The sequence below is a fragment of the Streptomyces sp. NPDC059875 genome (assembly GCF_042731085.1).
Classification (GTDB): domain Bacteria; phylum Actinomycetota; class Actinomycetes; order Streptomycetales; family Streptomycetaceae; genus Streptomyces.
Window position 1 is genome coordinate 21553 of the sequence record NZ_JBHWJZ010000023.1, and the last position, 24926, is coordinate 46478.

Consider the following 24926-nt stretch of genomic DNA (forward strand, 5'->3'; position numbering starts at 1 on the left):
GACGAAATGACGGGGGAGGGCGCGGTGACGGGCGAGGTCGGGCTGAGGCCGCCGAGCAACACGCTGAACGAACGGGCCGTCGGCTGGTGGCGCACGCAGTGGCTGCTGACGACCGCCGTGCCGGTGGTCGTCCTGGTGGTGCTCGGTCTCCTGATCGAGCCCGCCCGGTTCTGGCTGCTGTTGCCCGCGGCGATCCTGGCGGCCCTGGGCATGGCCTGCACCGCGTTCTTCCCCCACTGGTGGTTCACGGTGCACCGCTGGGAGGTCACCGAGGACGCCGTCTACGTCCGCACCGGGGCCTTCTGGCAGGAGTGGCGCATCGCGCCGATGTCCCGGATCCAGACCGTCGACACCGTACGCGGCCCGCTCGAGCAGGCCTTCAAGCTGGCCACCGTGACCGTCACCACCGCCTCGTCCAAGGGCGCGATCCGGATCGAGGGGCTCGACCACGAAATCGCCGCCGACCTCGCCGAGCGGCTGACCGCCATCACCCAGGCCACCTCCGGGGACGCGACATGACCGAGGAGTGGCGGCGCCTCGACCGCCGTACGGTCCTGGTCACCGCCGCGGTCCTCGCGGGTGTCGCCGGCGGCGCCGCACTGCCCACCTTCCTCGGACTGACCAACGCCCTCTCCGCCTGGCAGGCCCTCGGCTGGATCCTCGCCGGGGCCGCCCTCCTCATCGCCGCTGGCTCGGCCGCCGACCACGTCCGCTGGCGCCGCACCCGCTACCGCATCGGTGCCGAGCGCGCCGAACTCCACACCGGACTGCTCCTGGTCAAGCGCCGCTCGCTCGCCCGTGAACGCATCCGCACCGTCGATCTGACGGCCAACCCGCTGCTGCGCGTCCTCGGCCTGGTCAAGGTCCGCATCGGCACCGGAGAGAACAACGGCGGCGGCGAGTCCACCCTCGAACTCGACCCGGTCAGCCGGGCCGAGGGCGAACGGCTCCGCCGCGAACTGCTCGCCCACACCGCCGCCACGGCCGGGGACACGACCCACGACGGTGCCCTGGCCGCGCTCGACCCGCGCTGGATCCGCTACGCCCCGGTCTCCTTCGTCGCCCCGCTCCTCGGCGGCGCGGCGGCGGGCGCCGTGATGCAGGTAAGCGAGTGGTTCGGAGCCCAGGACGAGGTCATCGACTGGATAGGGGACCGCTTCCAGGACACCTCGATCGCGTCGATGATCCTCGTCCTCGTCCTGCTCGCCGTCCTCGTCGGCACCGTCGGCGCCCTGGGTCTCTGGGTCGAGATGTGGGGGAACTACCGCCTGGAGCGCGAGCCCGGCGGCACCCTGCGGGTCCGCCGCGGACTCCTCACCGCCCGCTCGATCTCGATCGAGGAACGCCGATTGCGCGGCGTCGAACTGGTCGAGCCGCTGGGCGTGCGGATGTGCCGAGCCGCCCGCGTCGACGCCGTGGCGACGGGGCTCGTCGAGCAGGACGAGGGCGAGCACACCGACCACAAGACGCTGCTGCCGCCCGCGCCGCGCCCGGTCGCCGACCGCGTCGCCGCCCAGGTCCTGCGCGAGGCCGAGGCGCCCACGAGCGCCCCGCTCACCGTTCACCCCCGCGCCGCCCGGGCCCGCCGCGTGCGCTGGGCACTCGCGGGCGCGTTCGCCCCGGTGCTGGTCCTCGCCGTCCTCGGAGCCGTACTCACCCCGGTCCTGCTGTACATAGCGGCCGCCTGCGCCCTCGTGCTGACCCCGCTCGCCGTGCTGCTCGCGCTCGACGCCTACCGCAATCTCGGGCACGGCATCTCCGGCGGCTATCTGGTGGCCCGCTCCGGCACCGTCCGCCGGAGCACCGTCGCCCTCCAGCGGGGCGGGGTCATCGGATGGACCGTCAAGCAGTCGTACTTCCAGCGCCGAGCCGGCGTGCTGACCCTGACCGCGACGACCGCGGCGGGCGCGGGCGCGTACGACATCCACGACGCCGGGGAGAGCGAGGGCCTGGCCTTCGCCGCCGAAGCCGTGCCCGACCTGCTCGCCCCCTTCCTGGAACCCGTAGGGGAAACGCGGCAGGCCCGGTCCACCGTAAGGTGAACCGGGCCGGGGTGACCGCCCGTCAGGCCGAAGCCGGCGGATACAGGCTGCGAGGCAGCTCCGAGGCGGCCGCCGCGTCGAGCAGCCACAGGGTGCGGGAGCGCCCGTAGGCGCCCGCGGCCGGGGCCTGGACCTCGCCCGCGCCCGACAGGGCGATGGCCGCGGCCTTCGCCTTGTCCTCGCCGGCCGCGAGCAGCCAGACCTCGCGCGCGGCACGGATCGCCGGCAGCGTCAGCGTGACCCGGGTCGGCGGCGGCTTGGGCGCGCCGTGCACGCCCACCACCGTGCGCTCGGTCTCGCGGACCGCCGGAAGCTCCGGGAACAGCGAGGCCACGTGGGTGTCGGGCCCGACGCCCAGCATCAGTACGTCGAAGCTCGGCACCGAGGCATGGTCCTCCGGACCGGCGGCCGCGGCCAGTTCGGCCGCGTAGGCGGCGGCCGCGGCTTCGACGTCACCGCCGTACGGACCGTCCGAGGCCGGCATGGCGTGCACCCGTGCCGGGTCCAGCGGGACGCTGTCGAGCAGCGCCTCGCGGGCCTGGGTGACGTTGCGCTCCGGGTCGCCGTCGGGCAGGAACCGCTCGTCGCCCCACCACAGATCGAGCCGCGACCAGTCGATCGCGTCCCGCGCGGGGGCCGAACTGAGCGCCGCGAGCAGCCCGTTGCCGTTGCGGCCGCCCGTGAGGACCACGGACGCCGAGCCGCGGGCGGCCTGGGCGTCCACGATGCGCGTGATCAGCCGGGCCGCCGCGGCCTGGGCCATCAGCTCCTTGTCGCGGTGGACGACGAGCTGCGGAGCGCTCACTTGGCCGCCGCCTTCTTGGCCGGGGCCTTCTTCGCCGAAGCCGAAGCCGAGGTCGAAGCCGAAGCGGCCGCGGGCGCCGCCTTGGCCTCGGTGGCAGCCGGGGCCGGGTCCGAAGGGGCCGTCACCGCCGCCTCCTCGTCGAGCCGGTCCAGCCCGAACCGCAGCGCCGAGGCGTAGGTGTCGTCCGGGTCGAGCCGGCGCAGCTCCTCCGCGATCAGCTCGGACGTCTCGCGGCGCTTGAGCGCCACGGCACGGTCCGGCTGCCCCTGGATGGAGAGCGTCGCCAGCGAACCGTCGGGCCGGTCGAGCACGATCGGCCCGCAGGTGGACTCCATCCGTACGGACGTGAGCCCGGGGCCCGCCGACGTGGCGCGCCGGACCGGAATCTTCAGCCGGTCCGCCAGCCACATGGCCAGCAGTTCCACGCTCGGGTTGAACTCCTCGCCCTCCACCTCGGCGGAGGTGACCTCGCACTCGACCTGGTCGAGCGCGGCGGCGAGCATCGAACGCCACGGGGTGATCCGGGTCCAGGCCAGATCCGTGTCGCCCGGGGTGTAGTTGTCCGCGCGCCCGGTCAGCTCGTGGATCGGCTGCTCGGCGGCGTACGTGTCGGTCACCCGGCGCTGGGCGAGCGCGCCCAGCGGGTCGTTCGCCGGGTCGGCCGGGGCGTTGACCGGCCACCAGACGACGACGGGAGCGTCCGGCAGGAGCAGCGGAAGGACCACCGACTGGGCGTGGTCGACGACCTCGCCGTACAGCCGGAGGACGACCGTCTCCCCGGTGCTGGCGTCGGCGCCGAGGCGGACCTCGGCGTCGAGCCGTGCCTTCGCGCGGTCACGCGGCGAGCGTGAGACCCGCTTGATGACCACCAGCGTCCGCGAGGGGTGTTCGCGGGACGCGTCGTTGGCCGCCTTGAGCGCGTCGTAGGCGTTCTCCTCGTCGGTGACGATGACGAGGGTGAGCACCATGCCGACGGCGGGCGTGCCGATGGCCCGCCGCCCGAGCACCAGCGCCTTGTTGATCTTGCTGGACGTGGTGTCCGTCAGGTCGGTCTTCATGGCCGGCGCCAGCTCCGTCCGTCTCGTGCGAGCATTTCGTCCGCCTCGACCGGACCCCAGGTCCCGGACTGGTACTGCGCGGGCTTGCCGTGCTTGTCCCAGTACTGCTCGATCGGGTCGAGGATCTTCCAGGACAGCTCGACCTCCTCGACGCGCGGGAAGAGGTTCGAGTCGCCGAGGAGGACGTCGAGGATGAGCCGCTCGTACGCCTCGGGGCTGGACTCCGTGAAGGACTCGCCGTAGGCGAAGTCCATCGACACGTCCCGGACCTCCATCGAGGTGCCCGGCACCTTGGAGCCGAACCGCATGGTCACGCCCTCGTCCGGCTGGACGCGGATGACCAGGGCGTTCTGGCCCAGCTCCTCCGTCGCCGTCTTGTCGAAGGGGGAGTGCGGGGCGCGCTGGAAGACCACCGCGATCTCGGTGACGCGGCGGCCGAGCCGCTTGCCGGTACGGAGATAGAAGGGGACGCCCGCCCAGCGGCGGTTGTCGATCTCCAGCTTGATGGCCGCGAAGGTGTCGGTCTTCGACTTGGGGTCGATCCCGTCCTCCTGGAGATAGCCGACGGCCTTCGCGCCGCCCTGCCATCCCGGCGCGTACTGGCCGCGCACGGTCGAGGCACCCAGGTCCTTCGGCAGCTTCACCGCGCCGAGCACCTTGGTCTTCTCGGCCGCGAGCGCGTCCGCGTCGAAGGAGGCGGGCTCCTCCATCGCGGTCAGCGCGAGCAGCTGGAGGAGGTGGTTCTGGATGACGTCACGGGCGGCGCCGATGCCGTCGTAGTAGCCGGCGCGGCCGCCGATGCCGATGTCCTCGGCCATGGTGATCTGCACGTGGTCGACGTACGACCGGTTCCAGATCGGCTCGAAGAGGGTGTTGGCGAAGCGGAGCGCCAGAATGTTCTGGACGGTCTCCTTGCCCAGGTAGTGGTCGATCCGGAAGACCGCCTCGGGCGGGAAGACCTCGTGGACGACCTCGTTGAGCTCCTTGGCGGAGACCAGGTCGTGGCCGAAGGGCTTCTCGATGACCGCCCGGCGCCAGGAGCCGTTCTTCTGGTCGGCCAGGCCGTGCTTCTTCAGCTGCTGGACGACGAGCGGGAAGAACTTCGGCGGCACGGACAGGTAGAAGGCGAAGTTGCCGCCGGTGCCCTGCGCCTTGTCCAGCTCCTCGACGGTGGACTTCAGCTTCTCGAAGGCGTCGTCGTCGTCGAAGTCGCCCTGGACGAAGCGCATCCCCTGGATCAGCTGCTGCCACACCTCCTCGCGGAACGGTGTGCGCGCGTGTTGCTTGACGGCCTCGTAGACCTCCTGCGCGAAGTCCTCGTCCTGCCACTCGCGGCGGGCGAAGCCGATGAGCGAGAAGCCCGGCGGCAGCAGGCCGCGGTTGGCCAGGTCGTAGACGGCAGGCATCAGCTTCTTACGGGACAAATCGCCCGTGACGCCGAAGATCACCAGACCCGACGGCCCCGCGATACGCGGGAGCCGTCGGTCTGCGGCGTCACGGAGCGGGTTGGCTCCGTGGACTGCGCTCAAAGTGCTTACGCCTCCGAAGGTGCGAGGCGCTCAAGCTCCGCCTCGGTCGACTTGAGCAGGTCGTTCCAGGACGCCTCGAACTTCTCGACGCCCTCGTCCTCGAGCAGCTGCACCACGTCGTCGTACGAGATGCCGAGCTTCTCGACGGCGTCCAGTTCGGCGCGGGACTGCTCGTACGTACCGCGCACGGTGTCACCGGTGACCTCGCCGTGGTCGGCGGTGGCCTCCAGAGTCGCCTCCGGCATGGTGTTGACCGTGCCGGGCGCGACCAGGTCGACGACGTACAGGGTGTCCTTGTACGCCGGGTCCTTCACGCCGGTCGAGGCCCACAGCGGACGCTGCTTGTTGGCCTGCGCCTTGTCGAGGGCGGCCCAGCGGTCGGAGGAGAAGACCTCCTCGTACGCCTCGTACGCCAGGCGGGCGTTGGCGAGGGCGGCCTTGCCCTTGAGGGCCTTGGCCTCGTCCGTGCCGATGGCGGTCAGGCGCTTGTCGATCTCCGAGTCCACGCGGGAGACGAAGAAGGAGGCCACGGAGTGGATCAGGGAGATGTCCAGGCCGCGCTCGCGGGCCTTCTCCAGACCGGCCAGGTAGGCGTCCATGACCGCGCGGTAGCGCTCCAGCGAGAAGATCAGCGTCACGTTGACGCTGATGCCGAGGCCGATGACCTCGGTGATCGCCGGCAGACCCGCCTTGGTGGCCGGGATCTTGATGAGCGTGTTGGGACGGTCCACCAGCCAGGCCAGCTGCTTGGCCTCGGCGATCGTGGCCGCCGTGTTGTGGGCCAGACGGGGGTCCACCTCGATGGAGACCCGGCCGTCCTGGCCGTCGGTCGCGTCGAAGACCGGGCGCAGGATGTCGGCGGCGTCCCTCACGTCCGCCGTCGTGATCATGCGGATGGCCTCGTCCACGGTGACCTTGCGGGCGGCGAGGTCGGCGAGCTGCTGGTCGTAACCGTGGCCCTCCGAGATCGCCTTCTGGAAGATGGACGGGTTGGTGGTGACACCGACCACGTGCTGCTGGTCGATCAGCTCGGCCAGGTTGCCGGACGTGATCCGCTGACGCGAGAGGTCGTCCAGCCAGATCGCGACGCCTTCGTCGGAGAGGCGCTTGAGAGCGTCTGTCATGAGAGGTTCTCCAAAAGTCGTGTCTATGGGCGTCAGCGCGCGGCGGCGGCGAGAGATTCCCGGGCCGCGGCGGCGATGGCCTCCGGCGTGAAGCCGAACTCGCGGAAGAGGACCTTCGCGTCGGCCGAGGCACCGAAGTGCTCCAGCGAGACGATCCGGCCGGCGTCGCCGACGTACTTGTGCCAGGTGAGACCGATACCGGCCTCGACGGCGACCCGCGCCTTCACCGACGGCGGCAGGACGGAGTCCTTGTACGCCTGGTCCTGCTCCTCGAACCACTCGACGGACGGCATCGAGACCACACGGGTCGGGACGCCGGCGGCCTGGAGCTGCTCGCGGGCCTCGACGGCCAGGTGCACCTCGGAGCCCGTGCCGATCAGCACGACCTGCGCGTCGCCGCCCTCGGCGTCGGCCAGAACGTAGCCACCCCTGGCGGCGTCCTCGTTCCAGTCGTACGTCGGGACACCCTGACGGGTCAGGGCAAGACCGTGCGGGGCGCCCTTCCCGAACTCGCGGGTGTGCCGCCTGACGATCTCGCGCCAGGCGATGGAGGTCTCGTTGGCGTCCGCCGGGCGGACGACGTTCAGACCGGGGATCGCGCGCAGCGACGCCAGGTGCTCCACCGGCTGGTGGGTCGGACCGTCCTCGCCCAGACCGATCGAGTCGTGGGTCCAGACGTACGTCACCGGCAGGTGCATCAGGGCCGACAGACGGACCGCGTTGCGCATGTAGTCGGAGAACACCAGGAAGGTGCCGCCGTAGATACGGGTGTTGCCGTGCAGCGCGATGCCGTTCATCTCCGCGGCCATGGAGTGCTCGCGGATGCCGAAGTGGATCGTGCGGCCGTACTTGTCGGCCTCCGGGAGCGGGTTGCCCTCGGGCAGGAACGACGAGGTCTTGTCGATCGTCGTGTTGTTCGAGCCGGCGAGGTCGGCCGAGCCGCCCCACAGCTCGGGGATGACCGCGCCGAGCGACTGCAGGACCTTGCCGGACGCGGCGCGGGTGGCGATGCCCTTGCCCGCCTCGAACACCGGGAGCTTCGACTCCCAGCCCTCGGGCAGCTCGTTCGCCTGGATGCGGTCGAACTCCGCGGCCCGCTCCGGGTTGGCCGTACGCCACTCGGCGAGGGACTTCTCCCACGCGGCGCGGGCCTCACGGCCACGGTCGCCCAGGGCGCGGGTGTGGCCGATGACCTCGTCGCTGACCTCGAAGGCCTGCTCCGGGTCGAAGCCGAGGACGCGCTTGGTGGCCGCGATCTCCTCGTCGCCCAGCGCCGAGCCGTGCGCGGCCTCGGTGTTCTGGGCGTTCGGGGCCGGCCAGGCGATGATCGAGCGCATCGCGATGAACGACGGACGCTCGGTCTCGGCCTCGGCGGCCTTGATCGCCGCGAACAGGGCGGCCGGGTCCAGGTCGCCGTTGGCCTGCGGCTCGACGCGCTGGACGTGCCAGCCGTACGCCTCGTACCGCTTCATCGTGTCCTCGGACACGGCGGTCTCGGTGTCGCCCTCGATCGAGATGTGGTTGTCGTCCCACAGCAGGATCAGGTTGCCGAGCTTCTGGTGACCGGCCAGCGAGGACGCCTCGGCGGAGATGCCCTCCTGGAGGCAGCCGTCACCGGCGATCACGTAGATGTTGTGGTCGAACGGGGAGGTGCCGGGGGCCGCCTCCGGGTCGAACAGACCGCGCTCGTAGCGGGCGGCCATCGCCATGCCCACCGCGTTGGCGACACCCTGGCCCAGCGGGCCGGTCGTCGTCTCCACGCCGGCGGTGTGTCCGTACTCCGGGTGACCCGGGGTCTTCGAGCCCCAGGTGCGGAACGCCTTCAGGTCGTCCAGCTCGAGCCCGAAGCCACCCAGGTACAGCTGGGTGTAGAGCGTGAGGGACGAGTGGCCGGCGGAGAGCACGAAACGGTCGCGCCCGACCCACTCGGGGTCGGCCGGGTCGTGCCGCATCACCTTCTGGAAGAGGGTGTACGCGGCGGGCGCCAGGCTCATGGCCGTACCAGGATGGCCGTTGCCGACCTTCTGTACGGCGTCCGCGGCCAGGATGCGGGCGGTGTCCACGGCCCGCTGATCCGATTCGGTCCACTCGAGGTCTGTGGTGGTCGGCTTAGTGCTCACCCTGAGTCAGGGCTCCTCTCCACATGTACTGGTAGCCGGTGACTGAGGGTGTACCGGCGGTGTCGAGCCTACCCCCGACAACACGTCCATCTTTTCGAGTGCATGCCCCTCAAATGAGCAGTTACGGCAAGAGTGCCGGTCACTCTGTCAGTTCGCCTCCCGAGTGCCGTCCACGCCTTGGGACAAGCCCCCTCAACACGACCCCACCCCCGCGAAGATCGGCGTATGGGCAACGTCTACAGTGGCGTGGTACGCGCAAGTCTTTACCCCGTCTTCACCGGGGAGCTTGCTGGGAAATTCTCTGTCAGGGGTGTGCGTGACGGCCGTCGAGTCCCGACCCGCAGGGGTCGTCTTGACTCCCAGCCCGGGGGGCCATCGGCCGTTCGGGGCCCGCGTCAAGGCATTCGTGGCGCTGACGAAGCCGCGGATCATCGAGCTTCTGCTCATCACCACCGTCCCGGTGATGTTCCTCGCCGAGCAGGGTGTGCCGAACCTGTGGCTGGTACTCGCCACCTGCTTCGGCGGCTACCTGTCGGCGGGCGGCGCGAACGCGCTGAACATGTACATCGACCGCGACATCGACGCCCTGATGGACCGCACCTCGCAGCGCCCGCTGGTCACCGGAGTCCTCACACCGCGTGAGGGCCTCGTCTTCGGTCTCACCCTCGCCGTGGTTTCCACGGTCTGGTTCGGCCTCCTGGTCAACTGGCTCTCCGCCGCCCTCTCGCTCGGCGCGCTCCTCTTCTACGTCGTGATCTACACGATGATCCTCAAGCGGCGCACCTCCCAGAACATCGTCTGGGGCGGCATCGCCGGCTGTCTGCCGGTGCTCATCGGCTGGTCGGCCGTCACCAACTCGATGTCGTGGGCCGCGATCATCCTCTTCCTCGTCATCTTCTTCTGGACGCCGCCGCACTACTGGCCGCTGTCGATGAAGGTGAAGGAGGACTACGCGCGCGCGGGCGTGCCCATGCTCCCGGTCCTCGCCTCGAACAAGGTCGTCGCCAAGCAGATCGTCGCGTACAGCTGGGTGATGGTCGCCGTCTCGCTGCTGCTGACGCCGCTGGGCTACACCGGCTGGTTCTACACGGCCGTCGCGCTGCTCACCGGCGGCTGGTGGCTCTGGGAGGCGCACGCGCTGCTGAACCGCGCGAAGAACGGCGCGACCGGCGCGAAGCTCAAGGAGATGCGCCTCTTCCACTGGTCGATCACCTATGTCTCGCTGCTCTTCGTGGCGGTCGCCGTCGACCCCTTCCTGCGGTAGCGACGCCTCGACCCCCAGGTCCTGAACCAACGGCCGGTGCGCGTGGGACAGCCCACACGCCCCGGCCGTCGCCTGTGGATCTACCGCTCGGTAGCATCGTGGTCATGGCAGACACCAAGCAGGCGGACACCAAGGCGGAGCGCAAGGCGGCCAAGCTCGCCAAGCAGATCCAGGCGTTCTCCAAGAAGCACGGCGGCGCCGAGGGGCAGCTCGCCTACATCGGCGAGATGGGCACCCGCATCGTCCTCGTCGGCGAGGACGGCGGCTGGGGCGACCTGGTGGCCCCCTCGCACTCCGTCGCCCAGCTGGCCGCGGAGAAGGCCGGGCTGACCCTCCACGACGAGTTCGACGGCGAGTTCGCCGCCAAGGTCGTCACCGGCCCGTACGAGTGGACCCGCATGGCCGGCATCCAGCTCGGCGGCCCGTCGAACAGCTAGGCGACACCCCTCGGGTAACGGCCCAGGCAACAACCTCGGGTGGGGCTCACCCGTTAGGACGTGTGGAAGCACGTCCACGCAGGGAGCCCCCCGAATGATCGAGACCCCGAGCCTGGTGGACCAGTACTGCCACGGCGTGCTCCGCAAGGAGCTCGGCCTCGGCACCTTCGAGACACATCTCGGCAGGACTGGCGGTCCGCCCGCGCCCGGCACGACCTTCTTCGACACCCAGACCGGTTTCGCGGTACGCCGCTGGTGCCCGCCGCTGCTGGGCCTGGAACCGCACTGCCCGCCGGCCCGCTATCTCGCCCGCCGCCGGGAGCTGGGCGTCCTGGAGTCCGGCCGCAGGCTGCTGCGCGCCTCCGGCATCTCCACCTTTCTGGTGGACACGGGACTTCCCGGCGACCTGACCGGCCCCGCCGAGATCGCCGCGGCCGGCGCCGCCGACGCCCACGAGATCATCCGTCTGGAGCCGCTCGCCGAGCAGGTCGCGGACACCTCGGGGACGGTCGAGGGGCTGCTGGCCAACCTCGCGGAGGCCGTGCACGGCGCCGCCGCGACCGCCGTCGCCTTCACCTCCGTGGCGGGCTCCCGGGGTCTCGCGTACGCCCCCGAACCTCCGGGACCCGGAGAGGTCCGCGGGGCCGCGGGCCGCTGGCTGGCCGGGCGCGCGGTCGGCGGCCGGCTCACCGACCCCGTCCTGCTGCGCCATCTGCTGTGGATCGCCGTCGCCTCCGGGCGGCCCCTCCAGCTGCATGTGGGGAGCGAGGACCCGGCCGGGCTCGCCGACTTCGCGGCGTCCACGAGCGGCCTCGGCACCGACCTCGTGCTGCTGCACGGATACCCGTACCACCGCCAGACGGCCCAGCTGACCGGTGTCTTCCCGCACGTGTACGCCGACCTGGGCTCCGTCCTCGGCAGGACCGGGGCGCGCGCCGCGGCCGTCCTCGCCGAACTCCTGGAGCTGGCCCCCTTCGGCAAGCTGCTCTTCTCGAGCGGCGCCCACGCCCTGCCCGAGCTGCACGTCGTCGCGGCGAGCGTGTTCCGCGGCGCGCTGGGCCGCGTCCTTGGCGAATGGGTGGGCGACGGCGCCTGGTCCCTCACCGACGCGCAGCGCGTCGCGACGATGATCGCGGCGGGCAATGCGCGGCGGGTCTACAAGCTCGGCTGAAAGCTCATCTGAGCGCGTGCCCGATTTCGGAAATCGCGCGGACTCGGTCCGCGCCGCCTCACGCCGTGGCCAGCGCCGAGTCGGACTGCGCCGGGATCTCGGGCGCCGCCACCGGGCGCTCGCGCAGGCTCAGGGCGAGCCGCAGCACGGCGATCCACATCAGTGAGGAGCCGAGCATGTGGGCGCCGACCAGGAGCTCGGGGACCCCGGTGAAGTACTGGAGGTAGCCGATCCCGCCCTGCGCGAGCAGCACGAGCAGCAGGTCGCGGGCGCGCGCCCGGGTGTCGTCGGGGGCGTCCACCACCCGCAGCACCAGCCACATGGCGAGCGCGAGCGCGCAGACGACCCAGGCGGCAATGGCGTGGAGGTGGGCGGCGGCTGTCCAGTCCCACGGCATCCGCGGGACGTCGCTGCTGTCGCCCGCGTGCTTGCCCGAGCCGGTGACGCCGGTGCCGAGGACGATCACCAGGGCCGACGCCGCGATGATCGCCCAGGAGAGCTTGCGCACCGGGCTCGGTACCCGGCGCCGGGGGGTCGTGTCGCCCTCGCGGGTCCGCTGCCAGGTGATCACGGCGACGGTCAGGAGGGTGTTCGCGGCGATGAAGTGGCCGGCGACGGTCCAGGGGTTGAGGCCCATCCACACGGTGATGCCGCCGAGGACCGCGTTGCTCGCGACGATCCAGAACTGCGCCCAGCCGAGCCGGGTCAGACCGCGCCGCCACGGCTTGGTGGAGCGCGCGGCGATGATCGCCCAGCCGACCGCGGCCGACAGGACGTACGTGAGCATCCGGTTGCCGAACTCGATCACACCGCGGTAGCCCTGCTCGGGCGTCACGATGAGGCTGTCGTCCGTGCACTTGGGCCAGGTGTCGCAGCCGAGACCGGAGCCGGTCAGCCGGACCGCGCCTCCCGTGACGATGATGAGGACGCTCATCACGACGGCGGAGAGCGCGGCGCGCCGGAGCGTCTCGGGGGACGGGGTCCAGCGCTTGGCGATGTAGGCGAGGGGGGTCAGCACGCGCCCTATCGTAGGACGGGGCTTGTGCGTGTTTTCACGAGGGGGTCGGGGGGAGCCGTCTCCCCCCGGAAAATTGAGAGGGGTACGAGGGGTGCGTTACGGGTGAAGTCACCCCGGAACGTCACCCCTCCGCTACTCCCAGCGGAAGAACTTCGCCGCCGCGCCGAGCCCGAGGACCGCCCATACCGCGAGGATCGCGGCGGCGCCCCACGGCAGCGCGGCGCCGCCCTGGAGCACGTCCCGCAGCCCGTCCGAGAGCGCCGAGATCGGCAGCAACTCCAGGACCGAGCGGGCGGCGTCCGGGAACTTGTCCAGGGGCACGATCACCCCGCCGCCCACCAGGAGCAGCAGGAAGACCAGGTTGGCGGCGGCCAGCGTCGCCTCCGCCCGCAGCGTGCCGGCCATCAGGAGACCGAGTCCCGAGAAGGCGGCCGTGCCGAGGACGAGCAGCAGCAGGACCGAGAAGGGGTCGCCCTGCGGGGACCAGCCGAGCCCCAGCGCGATCGCGGTCAGGAGCGCGACCTGGAGGACCTCGGTGACCAGGACGGACAGCGTCTTGGCGGTCATCAGCGCCCAGCGGGGGAGCGGTGAGGCGCCGAGCCGCTTGAGCACCCCGTAGCGCCGCTCGAAGCCGGTGGCGATGGCCTGGCCGGTGAAGGCGGTCGACATCACGGCGAGCGCGAGCACGCCGGGGGCGAGGAAGTCGACGGCCTTGTCCGCGCCCGTGTCGACGATGTCGACGGTGGAGAACAGCACGAGCAGCAGGGACGGGATGATCACCGTGAGGAGCAGCTGCTCGCCGTTGCGCAGCAGCATCTTCGTCTCCAGTGCCGTCTGCGCCGCGATCATCCGGCCGACGGGGGCGGCCCCCGGCTTCGGTGCGTACGTGCCCGTGTTCGTATCGCTGCTCATGACCGCAGCTCCTTGCCCGTGAGCTCCAGGCTGTGTCCTCCCGGGGGACAACCCCCGGACCCCCGGCAAATCTTGGTGTCGACGTGCATCATGACCGCAGCTCCTTGCCCGTCAGCTCCAGAAAAACGTCTTCGAGGGTGTGGCGCTCCACCGAGATGCCGTCCGGCATGACGCCGTGCTGGGCGCACCAGCTGGTGACGGTGGCGAGCAGCTGCGGGTCCACCTCGCCGCTGATCCGGTACGCGCCCGGGGTCAGCTCCGCCGCCGCCGTGCCGTCGGGCAGGGCCTTGAGCAGCGAGCCGAGGTCGAGCCCGGGGCGGCCGGTGAAGCGCAGGGTGTTCTCGGCGCCGCCGCGGCACAGCTGCTCGGGGCTGCCCTGGGCGGCGACCCGGCCGCCGTCGATGATGGCGACGTCGTCCGCCAGTTCCTCGGCCTCGTTCATGAAGTGCGTGGTGAGGACGACGGTGGCGCCGTCTGCGCGCAGCTCGCGGACGAGGTCCCAGGTGGCGTGGCGGGCCTGCGGGTCGAGCCCGGCGGTCGGCTCGTCGAGGAAGACCAGCTCGGGGCGGCCGACGACGGCCATGGCGAGCGCGAGGCGCTGCTGCTGGCCTCCGGAGAGCCGGCGGTAGGTGGTCCGGCCGCAGGAGCCGAGCCCGAGGCGCTCGATCAGGGCGTCCACGTCCAGCGGGTGGGCGTGCAGCTTCGCCATGTGGCGGAGCATCTCGTCGGCCCGGGCGCCGGAGTAGACGCCGCCGGACTGGAGCATCACGCCGATCCGGGGACGCAGCCGGGCCGCGTCGGCGACCGGGTCGAGACCGAGGACGCGGACGGTGCCGGCGTCGGCCTTCCGGTAACCCTCGCAGGTCTCGATCGTGGTGGTCTTCCCGGCCCCGTTGGGGCCGAGGACGGCGGTCACGGTGCCCGCCCGGACGTCGAGGTCGAGGCCGTCGACGGCGGTCTTGCTCCCGTACCGCTTGACCAGGCCACGTACCCGGACGGCGGCACTGTCGACGGACTCGTTTCGCATGCCGGGAAGTCTAGAGAGGGTTCCGGGGTGGATCCGGCGCGGGGCCCGGATCCAGCGCATATTCGTCCTACGAATGATCATTTCCGCAGGTCAGGTAAGCCTTACCTGAGTGATGCACGGCACCGTCACCGATTCGGGCGGCGCTTGTCACTCCCGAAGGAATTACGCAACAATGGCGTTGTGAAAAACGTCGACGCGGCTCCGGTGGAGGAACTCGCGACCGGTGAGCGATCCACGCGCAACCGGGTCGCGCGGTCCATCCTGGATCACGGGCCGTCGACGGTCGCCGATCTCGCGCAGCGGCTCCGCCTCACCCAGGCGGCCGTCCGTCGCCATCTCGACTCGCTCGTCGCCGAGAACGTCGTCGAAGCCCGCGAGAAGCGCGTGTACGGGGCCCGCACCCGCGGGCGCCCCGCCAAGGTCTTCGCGCTGACCGACTGCGGCCGGGACGCCTTCGACCAGTCGTACGACTCGCTGGCCGTGGACGCACTGCGCTGGATCGAGCAGACCGCCGGCGGAGGGGCTGCCGGAGAGGCGGCCGTCGCCGCCTTCGCCCGCGACCGTCTCGAGCACCAGGCCGAGGCGTACCGGGAAGCCGTCGAGTCGGCGGACCCCGACCAGCGCACCGAGGCTCTCGCCAAGGCGCTGAGCAAGGACGGGTACGCTGCCACTGCGCGGAACGCGCCGGTCGGCGAGCAGCTCTGCCAACACCACTGCCCGGTCGCCCACGTCGCCGAGCAGTACCCCCAGCTGTGCGAGGCGGAGACGGAGATCTTCTCCCGCCTCTTGGGAACGCACGTCCAGCGTCTGGCCACCATCGCGCATGGTGACGGCGTCTGCACCACGTTCATCCCGCACGGTGCCCCACAGACCACCCCATCAGAAGCATCCGCAAGCACGGCCGGGAGGAACCCCGCATGACCACCGAGATCAGCCACCCCGAGCTCGAGGGCCTGGGTCGGTACGAGTACGGCTGGGCCGACTCCGACGCGGCCGGTGCCACCGCCAAGCGAGGCCTTTCCGAGGCTGTCGTCCGCGACATCTCGGAGAAGAAGAACGAGCCCGAGTGGATGCTGAAGCTCCGGCTGAAGGGTCTGCGCCTCTTCGACAAGAAGCCCATGCCCAGCTGGGGCTCCGACCTGTCGGGCATCGACTTCGACAACATCAAGTACTTCGTGCGGTCCACCGAGAAGCAGGCCGAGTCCTGGGAGGACCTGCCGGAGGACATCAAGAACACGTACGACAAGCTCGGCATCCCGGAGGCGGAGAAGCAGCGCCTCGTCGCCGGTGTCGCGGCCCAGTACGAGTCCGAGGTCGTCTACCACCAGATCCGTGAGGACCTGGAGGAGCAGGGCGTCATCTTCGTCGACACCGACACCGCGCTGAAGGAGCACGAGGAGCTCTTCCGCGAGTACTTCGGCACGGTCATCCCGGTCGGCGACAACAAGTTCGCCTCGCTGAACACGGCCGTGTGGTCCGGCGGATCGTTCATCTACGTGCCGAAGGGCGTGCACGTCGAGATCCCGCTGCAGGCCTACTTCCGTATCAACACGGAGAACATGGGTCAGTTCGAGCGGACGCTGATCATCGTCGACGAGGACGCCTACGTCCACTACGTCGAGGGCTGCACCGCCCCGATCTACTCCTCCGACTCCCTGCACTCCGCGGTCGTCGAGATCATCGTGAAGAAGGGCGGCCGCTGCCGCTACACGACGATCCAGAACTGGTCGAACAACGTCTACAACCTGGTCACCAAGCGCGCCGTGGCCTACGAGGGCGCGACCATGGAGTGGGTCGACGGCAACATCGGCTCCAAGGTCACCATGAAGTACCCGGCCGTCTACCTGATGGGCGAGCACGCCAAGGGCGAGACCCTGTCGATCGCCTTCGCGGGCGAGGGCCAGCACCAGGACGCCGGCGCCAAGATGGTCCACATGGCCCCGAACACCTCCTCCAACATCGTCTCCAAGTCGGTGGCGCGAGGCGGCGGCCGCACCTCCTACCGCGGTCTCATCGAGATCGGCGAGGGTGCCCCGGGCGCCAAGTCGAACGTGCTCTGCGACGCGCTGCTCGTCGACACGATCTCCCGCTCGGACACGTACCCCTACGTGGACGTCCGCGAGGACGACGTCTCCATGGGTCACGAGGCCACCGTCTCCAAGGTCTCCGAGGACCAGCTCTTCTACCTGATGAGCCGCGGCATGACCGAGTTCGAGGCGATGGCGATGATCGTGCGCGGCTTCGTCGAGCCGATCGCCAAGGAGCTCCCGATGGAGTACGCGCTCGAGCTGAACCGGCTGATCGAGCTGCAGATGGAGGGGGCCGTGGGCTAGGGCGCCCCGCGGACCAGGCAAACGACCCGGGCTCAGTCGCTGAGCCCCGCGAGCCCGCCGCACGGCGGCAGGGTCCCGGCCGGCGCCGAAAGGCGCCCGGCCGGACCGGCCGCCCACCCGCGGCGGGCGCGTACGACGAGGCAGGAAGAGAGCAAGACGACAGCCATGGCTGAGGCTCAGAACATCCCGGCGGGCTCCACCACCGCCGGCTCGATCGCGGTGGCCGCCGAGTCCACCGTCGCCACGCGCATGAGCGCGCCCCCGTCCTTCGACGTCGCGGACTTCCCCGTCCCGCACGGCCGCGAGGAGGAGTGGCGGTTCACCCCGCTGGAGCGCCTGCGCGGTCTGCACGACGGCACCGCCGTCGCGGACGGCGAGGGTGTGAAGGTCGAGATCGAGGCCCCCGAGGGCGTCACCGTGGAGACCGTCGGCCGTGACGACGAGCGGCTCGGCAGGGCCGGCACGCCCGTCGACCGCGTCGCCGCCCAGGCGTACTCCTCCTTCGAGAAGGCCTCGGTCGTCACCGTCGCCAAGGAGGCCGTCCTCAGCGAGCCGATCCGGATCGCCGTGCACGGCCAGGGCGGCGTCGCCTTCGGCCACCAGGTGATCGAGCTCGGCGCGTTCGCCGAGGCCGTCGTGGTCATCGACCACACCGGCGACGCGGTGCTCGCCGCCAACGTCGACTACCTCCTCGGCGACGGCGCCAAGCTCACCGTCGTCTCCGTCCAGGACTGGGACGAGAAGGCCGTCCACGTCGCCCAGCACAACGCGCTGGTCGGCCGCGACGCCTCCTTCAAGTCGGTCGTGGTCACCTTCGGCGGCGACGTCGTCCGCATCCACCCGCGCGTGCAGTACGCGGCCACCGGTGGCGAGGCCGAGCTCTTCGGCCTGTACTTCACCGACGCGGGCCAGCACCAGGAGCACCGCCTCCTGGTCGACCACAACACGCCGCACTGCAAGTCCAACGTGGCCTACAAGGGCGCGCTCCAGGGGCAGGACGCCCACGCCGTCTGGATCGGCGACGTCCTCATCCAGGCCGCCGCCGAGGGCACCGACACGTACGAGCTCAACCGGAACCTGGTCCTGACGGACGGTGCCCGCGTCGACTCCGTGCCGAACCTGGAGATCGAGACCGGCGAGATCGCCGGCGCCGGTCACGCCTCGGCCACCGGGCGCTTCGACGACGAGCAGCTCTTCTACCTGATGGCCCGCGGCATCCCGGAGTCCGAGGCCCGCCGTCTCGTCGTCCGCGGCTTCTTCGCCGAGCTCGTCCAGCAGATCGGTCTGCCGGACGTCGAGGAGCGCCTCATCGCCAAGATCGAGGCCGAGCTGGAGGCGTCCGTCTGATGGCCGACTTCGTCCGAGTCTGCGCGCTGAGCGAGCTGGAGGCCGACACCCCGAAGCGGGTCGAGGTCGCCGGCACGCCGGTGTCGGTCGTGCACACCGAGGGCGAGGTGTTCGCGATCAACGACATCTGCTCGCACGCCAACGTCTCCCTCTCGGAGGGCGAAGTGGAGGACTGCCAGATCGAGTGCTGGCTGCACGGCTCCGCGTTCGACCTCCGCACGGGCAAGCCGTCCGGCCTTCCCGCGACGCGCCCCGTCCCCGTATACCCCGTAAAGATCGAAGGGGACGATGTGCTCGTCTCCGTCACCCAGGAGTCCTGAGTCACCCATGGCAACGCTTGAAATCCGCGACCTGCACGTCTCCGTCGAGGCCGAGAACGGCCCCCGTGAGATCCTCAAGGGCGTCGACCTGACCGTGAAGCAGGGCGAGACCCACGCCATCATGGGCCCCAACGGCTCCGGCAAGTCGACCCTGGCGTACTCCCTCGCCGGCCACCCGAAGTACACGATCACCGGTGGCAGCGTGACCCTGGACGGCGAGGACGTCCTGGAGATGTCGGTCGACGAGCGCGCCCGCGCCGGCGTCTTCCTGGCCATGCAGTACCCGGTCGAGGTCCCCGGTGTCTCGGTCTCCAACTTCCTGCGCACCTCCGCCACCGCCGTCCGCGGCGAGGCCCCCAAGCTGCGTACCTGGGTGAAGGAGGTCAAGGAGGCCATGGAGAAGCTCCAGATGGACCCGGCCTTCGCCGAGCGCAACGTCAACGAGGGCTTCTCCGGCGGTGAGAAGAAGCGCCACGAGATCCTCCAGCTGGAGCTCCTCAAGCCGAAGATCGCGATCCTCGACGAGACCGACTCCGGCCTCGACGTCGACGCGCTCCGCATCGTCTCCGAGGGCGTCAACCGCGTCCGCGAGACCGGCGAGGTCGGCACCCTGCTGATCACGCACTACACGCGGATCCTCCGCTACATCAAGCCCGACTTCGTGCACGTGTTCGCGAACGGCCGCATCGCCGAGTCCGGCGGCGCCGAGCTCGCCGACAAGCTCGAGGCCGAGGGCTACGAGTCCTACGTGAAGGGTGGCGCTACGGCGTGACACAGCTGCCTGGCCTCCTCGACACCGAGGCGATCCGCAAGGACTTCCCCCTGCTGGATCGTGTGGTCCACGACGGGAAGAAGATCGTCTACCTGGACAGCGCTGCGACCTCGCAGAAGCCGCGCCAGGTCCTAGACGCGCTGAACGCCTACTACGAGCGGCACAACGCCAACGTGCACCGCGGTGTGTACACGGTCGCCGAGGAGGCCACGGCGCTGTACGAAGGCGCCCGCGACAAGGTCGCCGCCTTCATCAACGCGCCGAGCCGCGACGAGGTGATCTTCACCAAGAACGCCTCGGAGTCGCTCAACCTCGTGGCCAACATGCTGGGCTGGGCCGACGAGCCCTACCGCGTGGACCACGAGACCGAGATCGCCATCACGGAGATGGAGCACCACTCCAACATCGTGCCGTGGCAGCTGCTCTCGCAGCGCACGGGCGCGAAGCTGAAGTGGTTCGGCCTCACCGACGACGGCCGTCTCGACCTCTCGAACATCGAAGAGGTCATCACCGAGAAGACCAAGATCGTCTCGTTCACGCTGGTCTCGAACCTGCTGGGCACGATCAACCCGGTCGAGACGATCATCCGGCGTGCGCAGGAGGTCGGTGCGCTGGTCTGCATCGACGCCTCGCAGGCGGCCCCGCACATGGTGCTCGACGTCCAGGCGCTGCAGGCCGACTTCGTGGCCTTCACCGGCCACAAGATGGTCGGTCCGACCGGCATCGGCGTGCTGTGGGGACGGCAGGAGCTCCTGGAGGACCTGCCTCCGTTCCTCGGCGGCGGCGAGATGATCGAGACCGTCTCGATGCACTCCTCGACGTACGCGCCGGCTCCGCACAAGTTCGAGGCGGGTACGCCCCCGATCGCCCAGGCCGTCGGCCTCGGCGCGGCCGTGGACTACCTGTCGGCGATCGGCATGGAGAACATCGCGCGCCACGAGCACGCGATCACCGAGTACGCCGTCCGCCGCCTCCAGGAGGTGCCGGACCTGCGGATCATCGGCCCCACCACTGCCGAGGACCGCGGCGCGGCGATCTCCTTCGTGCTCGGCGACATCCACCCGCACGACGTGGGCCAGGTCCTCGACGAGCAGGGCATCGCGGTCCGGGTCGGCCACCACTGCGCGCGGCCGGTCTGCCTGCGGTACGGAATTCCTGCGACCACGCGAGCGTCGTTCTATCTGTACTCCACCCCGGCCGAGGTCGACGCCCTGGTCGAGGGTCTGGAGCACGTACGGAACTTCTTCGGCTAGGGGATCTCGTGAAGCTGGATTCGATGTACCAGGACGTCATCCTGGACCATTACAAGCACCCGCACGGGCGCGGTCTTCGGGACGGCGACGCCGAGGTGCACCACGTCAACCCGACGTGCGGCGACGAGATCACGCTCCGCGTGAAGTACGACGGCTCGCGGATCGAGGACGTCTCGTACGAGGGTCAGGGCTGCTCGATCAGCCAGGCTTCGGCCTCGGTCCTGAACGAGCTGCTCGTCGGCAAGGAGCTGGCCGAGGCGCAGAAGATCCAGGGCACGTTCCTGGAGCTGATGCAGTCCAAGGGCCAGATCGAGCCGGACGACGCGATGGAGGAGATCCTGGAGGACGCGGTCGCGTTCGCCGGTGTCTCGAAGTACCCGGCCCGGGTGAAGTGCGCGCTGCTCAGCTGGATGGCGTGGAAGGACGCGACGGCCCAGGCTCTGGGTGATGCGGAGAGGAAGTCGGCATGACCGAGAACGCCGAGGCCACGATGAAGCCGGCCTCCGAAGAAGAGATCCGCGAGGCGCTGTACGACGTCGTCGACCCCGAGCTGGGCATCGATGTCGTCAACCTCGGCCTGATCTACGGCATCCACATCGACGACTCCAACGTCGTCACGCTGGACATGACCCTGACGTCGGCGGCCTGTCCGCTGACCGATGTGATCGAGGACCAGGCGAAGGCCGCCACCGACGGCATCGCCAACGAGCTGAAGATCAACTGGGTCTGGATGCCGCCGTGGGGTCCGGACAAGATCACGGACGACGGCCGCGAGCAGCTGCGCGCGCTCGGCTTCAACGTCTGAGGATTCTCCGCGGAAATCCGGTGAACGGCCATGCCCTCCAGTCAGACTGGAGGGCATGGCCGTTCGCATGTACCACCTCGTCGTCGACTCCCACGACCTTCCTGCCCAGGCCCGGTTCTGGGCGGCGGTCCTGGACTGGAAGATCCTCTTCGAGGCGGAGGACGAGATCGTCATCGGAGCCGACGAGCACGCCCTGCCCGGGATGTGCTTCCTGCCGGTGCCCGAGTCGAAGACCGTCAAGAACCGGCTCCACATCGACCTCACGCCCGACGATCGGGACGCGGAGGTCGAGCGGATCATCGGGCTCGGCGCCCGGCGGGTGGACGTCGGTCAGGGCGAGGACGCGACCTGGGTCGTCCTCGCCGACCCCGAGGGCAACGAGTTCTGCGTGCTGAGGCCGAAGCGGTCCCTCACCGACTGAACGGGGGCGCCACGGCCGCCGCCTCGGCGAGGGCCGGGGCGAGGTTCTCCTTGCGGATGCGCTGGTCGACGTAGACGAGACCGCTGACCAGGGGCGGGAAGACCGAGCAGACGGCCTGCGCCACCATCGAGCCGATGACGGCGACGACGAGGAGCGGTACGAAGGCGATCAGCGCCTCGCCCGCGGAGTCCGCGCCGGACGGGTCCGTGAAGGAGGCGGGGAACGAGAGCAGCAGGCTGAGGACCTGCTGGACCAGCCAGTTCGCCGTCGCGGCCATGATGCCCGCGACGAGCAGTGCACCGAAGATCCGCCACCACGAGCCCTGGACCAGCCGGCTGGAGCGGCGCATCGAGGCCACGGCCCCCTGACCCTCGAACACCGCCGCCGGCGCAGCCAGGCTGAACTTCACCCAGAGCCAGGCGGCGAGTGGGGCGGTCAGCAGGGTGGCCAGCACGGCACCCCCGAACGACAGGACCACCAGCGCCACCGGGCCCGACCCCGAGAGGGCCACCAGCAGACCGGCGAACGTGGCCACGAACACGATGAGCGGGACCGGCACGGTCAGCAGCAGCGTCAGGAGGGCGGTGCCCAGGACCGAGGACATCCGCGACCAGGCGCGGCGCCAGACCGCCCCGAACGTCGTGCGACGGCCGAGGACCGCCTCCTGGACGACGGCGGGGCACGCCGCGTACACGACGGCGCTCGCGACCAGCATCCCGACCATGGCGATCAGCCACACACAGCCGAAGGCGATCAGCAGCGGCCGGCCGTCCTCCCAGCTGGGGTCCTGACCCCTCGGCAGGTCGAAGACCCCGGGCAGATGGTCGGCGACCGCGGCGTACGCGATGCCGAAGGCCGCCGCGACCAGCAGCAACGCCGCGCCGTAGGCGGCCGCGGCGACGCCGAGCAGCTGCTTCCAGTAGCGGCCGATGGTGGCGAAGGCGCCGGACAGGATCTGGCTGAGACCCAGCGGCGCCAGAGGTATCACGCCGGGCTTCGGCGGTGGGGGCGGGGGAGCGTAGCCGTAGCCGTAGGGCCCCGAGGGATGTGTCATGCGCACACCGTAGCGTCCGGCGTTGCGTACGCCCGTACATATCGTTGTGTACACTCGTACGCATGGGATACGGACTGCTGGCGGGAGCCATCACCGCGGAGATCATCGCCACGGTCTCCATGAAGTACAGCGAGGGCTTCTCGAGGCTCTGGCCTTCCGTCGTCACGGGTGCGGGCTATGTGATCGCCTTCGCGCTGCTCGCCCAGGCGCTCAAGACCCTCCAGGTCGGCACCGCGTACGCGATCTGGTCCGGCGTGGGCACCGCCGCCGTCGCCGTCATCGGGATCTTCTTCATGAACGAGACCCTCAGCGTCGCCAAGGTCGCCGGGGTGCTCCTGATCATCGCGGGCGTCCTCGTGCTCAACATGGGCGGAGCGCACTGATGGCCCGCGCCCGCCGCTACGACCCCGAGCGGCGGCAACGGATCGTTGACGCCGCGCTGCGGGTGGTCGGCGCCCGGGGCATCGCCGGGCTGAGCCACCGTACGGTCGCCGCGGAGGCCGACGTGCCGCTCGGCTCCACGACCTACCACTTCGCCTCCCTCGACGAACTGCTCGTCGCCGCGCTCCGCGAGGCCAATGAGGGGTTCGGGCGGGAACTGCGCGAGAGCGGCGCGCTCGCCGACCCCGAGGCGGACCTGGCGGCGGAACTCGCCCGGCACATGGGGGAGTGGATCGGCGGGGAACGGACCGGGGTGGAGCTGGAGTACGAGCTCTACCTCGCCGCCCTGCGCCGCCCCCCGCTGCGGCCGGTCGCCGCGGAATGGACGGACGCCGTGACCGAGGTGCTGTCCCGGCGCACCGACCCCGTGACCGCCCGCGCGCTGGTCGCGCTCATGGACGGGATCTGTCTGCAGGTGCTGCTGACCGACGCGGAGTACGACGAGGAGTACGCGCGCGAGATGCTGGCGCGCCTGCTCGCTGTACGCCCGGGGCCGTCCGCCGCACTCGGCGAACCCGCCGAGGGGTCCGGCTAGCCGGCGGCGCGTGGCCTCCGACGGGGCCGGGCGATCCGACGAGCGCCGCGGTGCGGGCCTTGTCGATTCCGCCAAGCGGCTCGACCGACACCTGAGACCGGTTGGCCCGGGCGGGGCCCCGAACGTTAGGTTTTCCGCATGACCACTGCTCCTCGCACCACCGGCGCCGTCGCCGCCGGCCTCGCCACCATCGCCGGTGACGGCACCGTTCTCGACACCTGGTTCCCCGCCCCCGAGCTGACCGACACGCCCGGGCCCGCCGGAACCGAGCGGCTCACCCCCGACGCCGCCGTCAACGCCCTCGGTGAGGGCGCCGCCAAGGCCCTCGGCGTGGACGCCCGCCGTGGCGTCGAGGTGGTCGCCGTCCGCACCGTCATCTCCTCGCTCGACGACAAGCCGCTCGACGCCCACGACGCGTACCTGCGCCTGCACCTGCTCAGCCACCGGCTGGTCAAGCCGCACGGCCAGAGCCTCGACGGCCTCTTCGGCCTGCTCGCCAACGTCGCCTGGACCTCGCTCGGCCCGGTCGCCGTCGACGACATCGAGAAGGTCCGCCTCAACGCGCGCGCCGAGGGCCTGCACCTCCAGGTGACCTCGATCGACAAGTTCCCCCGGATGACCGACTACGTCGCCCCCGCCGGCGTCCGGATCGCCGACGCCGACCGCGTCCGGCTCGGCGCGCACCTCGCCGCCGGTACGACCGTCATGCACGAGGGCTTCGTCAACTTCAACGCCGGCACCCTCGGCACCTCGATGGTCGAGGGCCGCATCTCCGCCGGCGTCGTCGTCGGCGACGGCTCCGACATCGGCGGCGGCGCCTCCACCATGGGCACCCTCTCCGGTGGCGGCAACGTGATCATCTCCATCGGCGAGCGCTGCCTCATCGGCGCCGAGGCGGGCGTCGGCATCGCGCTCGGCGACGAGTGCGTCGTCGAGGCCGGTCTGTACGTCACCGCCGGTACGCGCGTCACGATGCCCGACGGCGAGATCGTCAAGGCCCGCGACCTCTCCGGGGGCGACAACATCCTCTTCCGCCGCAACTCGGTGACCGGCGCCGTCGAGGCCCGCCCGAACAACGCGGTGTGGGGCGGACTCAACGAGATCCTCCACAGCCACAACTGAGCGCATCCCGCGCGTG

26 protein-coding genes are annotated in these 24926 nt (G+C 70.6%); 17 read left to right on the plus strand and 9 right to left on the minus strand.

The window, feature by feature from the left end; translation table 11 throughout:
• Positions 1–6: 6 nt before the first annotated feature.
• Complete coding sequence (locus tag ACFV9D_RS25780; RefSeq protein WP_385150727.1) at positions 7–519, plus strand: PH domain-containing protein; 513 nt, start codon at positions 7–9, stop codon at positions 517–519.
• A complete protein-coding gene (locus tag ACFV9D_RS25785) occupies positions 516–2042 on the plus strand; it encodes a PH domain-containing protein (protein WP_385150730.1) in 1527 nt (508 codons plus the stop codon). Before ACFV9D_RS25780 ends, ACFV9D_RS25785 begins: the two co-directional genes overlap by 4 nt.
• 22 nt (positions 2043–2064) lie before the next feature.
• Here the strand turns inward: ACFV9D_RS25785 and pgl are convergent, their stop codons facing one another.
• From pgl to tkt, 5 genes are read right to left on the minus strand one after another with little or no spacing between them, the layout of a single operon-like run.
• Positions 2065–2847 carry a 6-phosphogluconolactonase gene (gene pgl / locus ACFV9D_RS25790; protein WP_385150733.1) on the minus strand — a complete coding sequence of 261 codons (783 nt, stop codon included), beginning with the start codon at positions 2845–2847 and terminating at the stop codon, positions 2065–2067.
• On the minus strand, positions 2844–3905 hold the full coding sequence (gene opcA / locus ACFV9D_RS25795) for a glucose-6-phosphate dehydrogenase assembly protein OpcA (RefSeq protein ID WP_385150736.1): 1062 nt from the start codon (positions 3903–3905) through the stop codon (positions 2844–2846). Before opcA ends, pgl begins: the two co-directional genes overlap by 4 nt.
• On the minus strand, positions 3902–5434 hold the full coding sequence (gene zwf, locus ACFV9D_RS25800; protein ID WP_385150739.1) for a glucose-6-phosphate dehydrogenase: 1533 nt from the start codon (positions 5432–5434) through the stop codon (positions 3902–3904). The genes opcA and zwf overlap by 4 nt, the downstream gene beginning before the upstream one ends.
• 5 nt (positions 5435–5439) lie before the next feature.
• The gene (gene tal, locus ACFV9D_RS25805; protein WP_385150742.1) at positions 5440–6558 is read right to left on the minus strand and encodes a transaldolase; all 1119 of its coding nucleotides are present in this window, start codon (positions 6556–6558) and stop codon (positions 5440–5442) included.
• A 32-nt stretch (positions 6559–6590) separates the two neighbouring features.
• Positions 6591–8678 carry a transketolase gene (gene tkt / locus ACFV9D_RS25810; RefSeq protein ID WP_385150745.1) on the minus strand — a complete coding sequence of 696 codons (2088 nt, stop codon included), beginning with the start codon at positions 8676–8678 and terminating at the stop codon, positions 6591–6593.
• A gap of 316 nt (positions 8679–8994) precedes the next feature.
• On the opposite strand from tkt, the gene ACFV9D_RS25815 reads away from it, so the two are divergent.
• The 3 genes from ACFV9D_RS25815 (at position 8995) to ACFV9D_RS25825 (ending at position 11550) form a co-directional block, all read left to right on the plus strand.
• Positions 8995–9942, plus strand: coding sequence for a heme o synthase (locus ACFV9D_RS25815; protein ID WP_385150748.1), 948 nt, complete (start codon positions 8995–8997; stop codon positions 9940–9942).
• Positions 9943–10046: 104 nt separating this feature from the next.
• Positions 10047–10379 (plus strand): hypothetical protein, encoded by a 333-nt coding sequence (locus ACFV9D_RS25820; protein WP_385150751.1) that lies wholly within the window; start codon positions 10047–10049, stop codon positions 10377–10379.
• 94 nt (positions 10380–10473) lie between these two features.
• The gene (locus ACFV9D_RS25825) at positions 10474–11550 is read left to right on the plus strand and encodes an amidohydrolase family protein (protein WP_385150754.1); all 1077 of its coding nucleotides are present in this window, start codon (positions 10474–10476) and stop codon (positions 11548–11550) included.
• A gap of 58 nt (positions 11551–11608) precedes the next feature.
• Here the strand turns inward: ACFV9D_RS25825 and ACFV9D_RS25830 are convergent, their stop codons facing one another.
• The 3 genes from ACFV9D_RS25830 to ACFV9D_RS25840 form a co-directional block, all read right to left on the minus strand.
• On the minus strand, positions 11609–12577 hold the full coding sequence (locus tag ACFV9D_RS25830) for a heme A synthase (RefSeq protein WP_385151062.1): 969 nt from the start codon (positions 12575–12577) through the stop codon (positions 11609–11611).
• A 123-nt stretch (positions 12578–12700) separates the two neighbouring features.
• The gene (locus tag ACFV9D_RS25835) at positions 12701–13480 is read right to left on the minus strand and encodes an ABC transporter permease (protein ID WP_385150757.1); all 780 of its coding nucleotides are present in this window, start codon (positions 13478–13480) and stop codon (positions 12701–12703) included.
• An 88-nt stretch (positions 13481–13568) separates the two neighbouring features.
• Positions 13569–14507 carry an ABC transporter ATP-binding protein gene (locus tag ACFV9D_RS25840; RefSeq protein WP_385150760.1) on the minus strand — a complete coding sequence of 313 codons (939 nt, stop codon included), beginning with the start codon at positions 14505–14507 and terminating at the stop codon, positions 13569–13571.
• Between the two features lie 180 nt (positions 14508–14687).
• Between ACFV9D_RS25840 and ACFV9D_RS25845 the strand changes: the two genes are divergently transcribed.
• The 9 genes from ACFV9D_RS25845 to ACFV9D_RS25885 all read left to right on the plus strand — a co-directional run bounded on the left by ACFV9D_RS25845 (position 14688) and on the right by ACFV9D_RS25885 (position 21758).
• Entirely contained in the window at positions 14688–15428 is a 741-nt protein-coding gene (locus ACFV9D_RS25845) for a helix-turn-helix transcriptional regulator (protein ID WP_385150763.1), read from the plus strand.
• Positions 15425–16840 (plus strand): Fe-S cluster assembly protein SufB, encoded by a 1416-nt coding sequence (sufB, locus tag ACFV9D_RS25850; RefSeq protein ID WP_385150766.1) that lies wholly within the window; start codon positions 15425–15427, stop codon positions 16838–16840. Before ACFV9D_RS25845 ends, sufB begins: the two co-directional genes overlap by 4 nt.
• Positions 16841–17005: 165 nt before the next feature.
• Positions 17006–18187, plus strand: coding sequence for a Fe-S cluster assembly protein SufD (sufD, locus tag ACFV9D_RS25855; RefSeq protein ID WP_385150769.1), 1182 nt, complete (start codon positions 17006–17008; stop codon positions 18185–18187).
• The gene (locus ACFV9D_RS25860; protein WP_385150772.1) at positions 18187–18507 is read left to right on the plus strand and encodes a bifunctional 3-phenylpropionate/cinnamic acid dioxygenase ferredoxin subunit; all 321 of its coding nucleotides are present in this window, start codon (positions 18187–18189) and stop codon (positions 18505–18507) included. The genes sufD and ACFV9D_RS25860 overlap by 1 nt, the downstream gene beginning before the upstream one ends.
• A 7-nt stretch (positions 18508–18514) precedes the next feature.
• Positions 18515–19279, plus strand: a complete 765-nt coding sequence (gene sufC, locus ACFV9D_RS25865) for a Fe-S cluster assembly ATPase SufC (RefSeq protein WP_385150775.1) — start codon at positions 18515–18517, stop codon at positions 19277–19279.
• A complete protein-coding gene (locus ACFV9D_RS25870) occupies positions 19276–20532 on the plus strand; it encodes a cysteine desulfurase (protein ID WP_385150778.1) in 1257 nt (418 codons plus the stop codon). The genes sufC and ACFV9D_RS25870 overlap by 4 nt, the downstream gene beginning before the upstream one ends.
• A gap of 8 nt (positions 20533–20540) precedes the next feature.
• Positions 20541–21002, plus strand: a complete 462-nt coding sequence (sufU, locus tag ACFV9D_RS25875) for a Fe-S cluster assembly sulfur transfer protein SufU (RefSeq protein WP_017238621.1) — start codon at positions 20541–20543, stop codon at positions 21000–21002.
• Positions 20999–21337: a metal-sulfur cluster assembly factor gene (locus ACFV9D_RS25880; RefSeq protein ID WP_361669070.1), complete on the plus strand. Its 339-nt coding sequence runs from the start codon at positions 20999–21001 to the stop codon at positions 21335–21337. The genes sufU and ACFV9D_RS25880 overlap by 4 nt, the downstream gene beginning before the upstream one ends.
• A gap of 55 nt (positions 21338–21392) precedes the next feature.
• On the plus strand, positions 21393–21758 hold the full coding sequence (locus ACFV9D_RS25885; protein WP_385150781.1) for a VOC family protein: 366 nt from the start codon (positions 21393–21395) through the stop codon (positions 21756–21758).
• On the opposite strand, the gene ACFV9D_RS25890 is transcribed toward ACFV9D_RS25885, so the two are convergent.
• A complete protein-coding gene (locus ACFV9D_RS25890; RefSeq protein WP_385150784.1) occupies positions 21748–22812 on the minus strand; it encodes an oxidoreductase in 1065 nt (354 codons plus the stop codon). The two genes, ACFV9D_RS25885 and ACFV9D_RS25890, sit on opposite strands and share 11 nt — an antisense overlap.
• Before the next feature lie 62 nt (positions 22813–22874).
• Between ACFV9D_RS25890 and ACFV9D_RS25895 the strand changes: the two genes are divergently transcribed.
• From ACFV9D_RS25895 to dapD, 3 genes are all read left to right on the plus strand, one after another.
• Entirely contained in the window at positions 22875–23195 is a 321-nt protein-coding gene (locus tag ACFV9D_RS25895) for a DMT family transporter (protein WP_385150787.1), read from the plus strand.
• Positions 23195–23788 carry a TetR/AcrR family transcriptional regulator gene (locus ACFV9D_RS25900; RefSeq protein WP_385150790.1) on the plus strand — a complete coding sequence of 198 codons (594 nt, stop codon included), beginning with the start codon at positions 23195–23197 and terminating at the stop codon, positions 23786–23788. The genes ACFV9D_RS25895 and ACFV9D_RS25900 overlap by 1 nt, the downstream gene beginning before the upstream one ends.
• Positions 23789–23926: 138 nt before the next feature.
• A complete protein-coding gene (dapD, locus tag ACFV9D_RS25905) occupies positions 23927–24910 on the plus strand; it encodes a 2,3,4,5-tetrahydropyridine-2,6-dicarboxylate N-succinyltransferase (RefSeq protein WP_385150793.1) in 984 nt (327 codons plus the stop codon).
• Positions 24911–24926 lie beyond the last annotated feature (16 nt).